This window comes from Microbacterium sp. PF5 (assembly GCF_004794315.1).
Classification (GTDB): Bacteria; Actinomycetota; Actinomycetes; order Actinomycetales; family Microbacteriaceae; genus Microbacterium; species Microbacterium sufflavum.
Genome location: NZ_SSDQ01000094.1, coordinates 1 through 2,781 on the forward strand (window position 1 = coordinate 1; position 2,781 = coordinate 2,781).

3 protein-coding genes and 1 pseudogene are annotated in these 2,781 nt (G+C 72.3%); 2 read left to right on the forward strand and 2 right to left on the reverse strand.

Features of this window, described 5'->3' with window-relative positions:
• A partial coding sequence (locus DW297_RS07475; protein ID WP_136030953.1) for a histidine kinase occupies positions 1 to 724 on the reverse strand: 724 nt, incomplete at its 3' end.
• Positions 725 to 839: 115 nt separating this feature from the next.
• On the opposite strand from DW297_RS07475, the gene DW297_RS07480 reads away from it, so the two are divergent.
• Positions 840 to 1,799: a GAP family protein gene (locus DW297_RS07480; RefSeq protein ID WP_136030955.1), complete on the forward strand. Its 960-nt coding sequence runs from the start codon at positions 840 to 842 to the stop codon at positions 1,797 to 1,799.
• Positions 1,800 to 1,839: 40 nt separating this feature from the next.
• A complete protein-coding gene (nucS, locus tag DW297_RS07485; protein WP_136030957.1) occupies positions 1,840 to 2,535 on the forward strand; it encodes an endonuclease NucS in 696 nt (231 codons plus the stop codon).
• Positions 2,536 to 2,550: 15 nt separating this feature from the next.
• Here the strand turns inward: nucS and DW297_RS07490 are convergent.
• Positions 2,551 to 2,781, reverse strand: a pseudogene (locus tag DW297_RS07490) (response regulator); the annotation flags it as partial.

The window sequence follows — 2,781 nt, forward strand, 5'->3', positions numbered from 1 at the left end:
CGGCCCGCAGCGCCGCCCGGTCGTCGGAGCGGTCCGGACGCGTCGCGAGCGCCGCCTCGGCCCGGATTGCCATCGCCAGCACGTGCCCGGCCACCACGTCGTGCAGCTCGCGCGCCATGGCCTCCCGCTCCCGCTGCACGGCCTCGGTGCGGTCGCGTTCCGCGGCGGCGGCGGCGTCCTCGGCGCGTTGACGGTGCAGCTCCGCCAGCTCGTGCGCCTGCGAGACCGCGACCGCCCACCAGTAGTCGGTTCCGAAGATGGCCCCGAACTGCACTCCGAACAGCACGGCCACCGGCACGTCGACGTCGGCGAACAGCAGTGCGGCGAAGAACAGCGCCGCGGTCGCCGCGCCCAGAGAGATCAGGAGCACGCGGCGGCCGCGCGGTCCGGCGCGGAACGCCGCCATCCACAGCACGTCCAGCAGCACGACCAGGGTGCCGACGCCCCCCACGGTGAGCAGATCGGCGAGGAACAGCACCGCCACCAGCACCAGCACCGTCCACGGCCGTCGTGCCTTGCCGAGCGAGAGCACGCACGCCGGAACCGCGAGTACCAGCGCCCACCACGGCGACACGTCGTCCGACAGCAGCGAGAACGGACCCCAGAGCCCGTGGAAGCCGAAGGCGGCCATGACCACGGAGAGCACCAGCGCCCCGAGCGGATCCGCCCACCAGCGGTGGCGCCGATACCAGGCGCCGAGACCGCCCTCGCCCGGTTCGTGCATGACCTCATGCAACCACGGTGACCGCGGGGTCGCATCCGACGAAGGGATGAGGGTCGTGCGGCAGACGGTACTTTCGCCCGATCCGCCCGGCCGCGCCGGCCGCGACGGTGGAGGCATGGAACTCTTCGGCGGACTCCCCCTCCCCCTGTCGCTCGCGGTGCTGGCGCTCATCGACGGGCTCAGCGTGGGCACCCTGCTGATCCCCGTCTTCCTGCTGCTGCACCCGGGGCGCGTGCGAGCGGGTCGCATCGTGCTGTATCTGGTGACGATCGCGGGGTTCTACCTGGCGGTCGGGCTGCTGTTCCTGTGGGGACTGGTGAACCTGGCGGACGTCGCCTCCGACTTCCTCGCGTCCCCGGCGGGGATGATCACGCGGCTGCTGGTGGGCGTCGCGCTGCTGATCACCGCGTTCGCGATGCCCACCTCGAAGCCCGCAGCGGTCGGCGATGGGGAGCGGCAGCCTCCGCGGGTGTCGCCGTGGACCGGGAGGCCGTCCGCCTCCGGTCGCGCCTCCGCGGCGACGCCCGACCCGGCCCCGCTGTTTCGAGCGGCCGCCTCCGACCCGGAGCCCGAACCGAGATGGACCAGCGCGTCGTCCGATTCGCCCGTCGCCGCCACGGGTTCCGCTCTCGAACGCCCCGAGTCCGCGACCTCGGGGCACGCACCCGCGCGCCCTGGACGCCTCCTGCGGTGGCGCGAACGCCTGCTCGACCCGCGCACGCGAGGGTTCGCAGTGATGGCGGTCGCGCTCGCCGCGGGGCTCGTCGAGGTCGCCACGATGCTCCCCTACCTCGTGGCCATGACGATGCTCGCCGACGCGGCTGTCGACACCCCGTTCCGCGTGCTCGCGCTGGTCGGCTATTGCGCGCTCATGATCGCGCCCGCCCTCGTCCTCTTGGTGCTGCGGCTCGTGGCGGCGCCGCTCGTGCAGCGCCCGCTGGAGCGCTTCGCGGCGTGGATGGAGCGCACGGGCGCCGAGAACACGGCATGGATCATCGGCATCATCGGGTTCCTGATCGCGCGGTCGGCCGCCACCGAGCTCGGGCTGTTCGACGCGCTCGGCGCGATCCTCTGAGCCGGTCGGCGCAGCGTCGGCGACGAAGTAGGCTCGTCGGGTGCGTCTCGTCATCGCCCGCTGCTCGGTGGACTACTCCGGCCGGCTCAACGCCCATCTCCCGCTCGCCACGCGCCTGCTCGTGCACAAGGGCGACGGGAGCCTGCTCGTGCACTCCGATGGGGGAAGCTACAAGCCCCTCAACTGGATGAGCCCGCCCTGCTCCCTCGCCACGGAGGTCCCGGGCGAGGAGGAGGCGACCGCCGGCGTCGTCGAGGTGTGGCGCGTCACGCACAAGAAGACGGGCGATGCGCTGCGCGTGCAGATCTACGAGATCATCCACGACTCGCAGCACGAACTGGGCATCGACCCCGGGCTGCAGAAGGACGGCGTCGAGGCCGACCTGCAGCGCCTGCTGGCCGAGCAGGTCGAGCTCATCGCCGAGGGCGCGACCCTGGTGCGCCGGGAGTATCCGACCGCCATCGGTCCGGTCGACCTGCTGGTGCGTGACGCGGAGGGCGCTGCGATCGCCGTGGAGGTCAAGCGCCGGGGCGACATCGACGGCGTGGAGCAGCTGACGCGCTACCTGGAGCTGCTGGGCCGCGACCCCCACCTCTCCCCCGTGCAGGGCGTCTTCGCCGCGCAGGAGATCAAGCCGCAAGCCCGCGTGCTCGCCGAAGACCGCGGCATCCGCTGCCTGGTGCTCGACTACGACGACATGAAGGGCATCGAGTCGGGCATCCCCCGGCTGTTCTGACGCCGCTCGCCGCGGTCAGCGCACGGAGATCAGCCGTCGCGGTGGCCCTTCCAGCCGGGCGACCGCGATCCTGACCTCGGTCACCTCGTGCTCGATCCCCGTCAGCCGTCCCTCCAGGGCCCCGAAGCGCGCGTCCATGCCGGAGAATCGCTCCTCCACCATCGCGAACCGCGCATCCGACGCCGCGAACCGCGCATCCATCCGCTCTTCCATGCCCGAGAATCGCCCCTCGACCATCGCGAACCG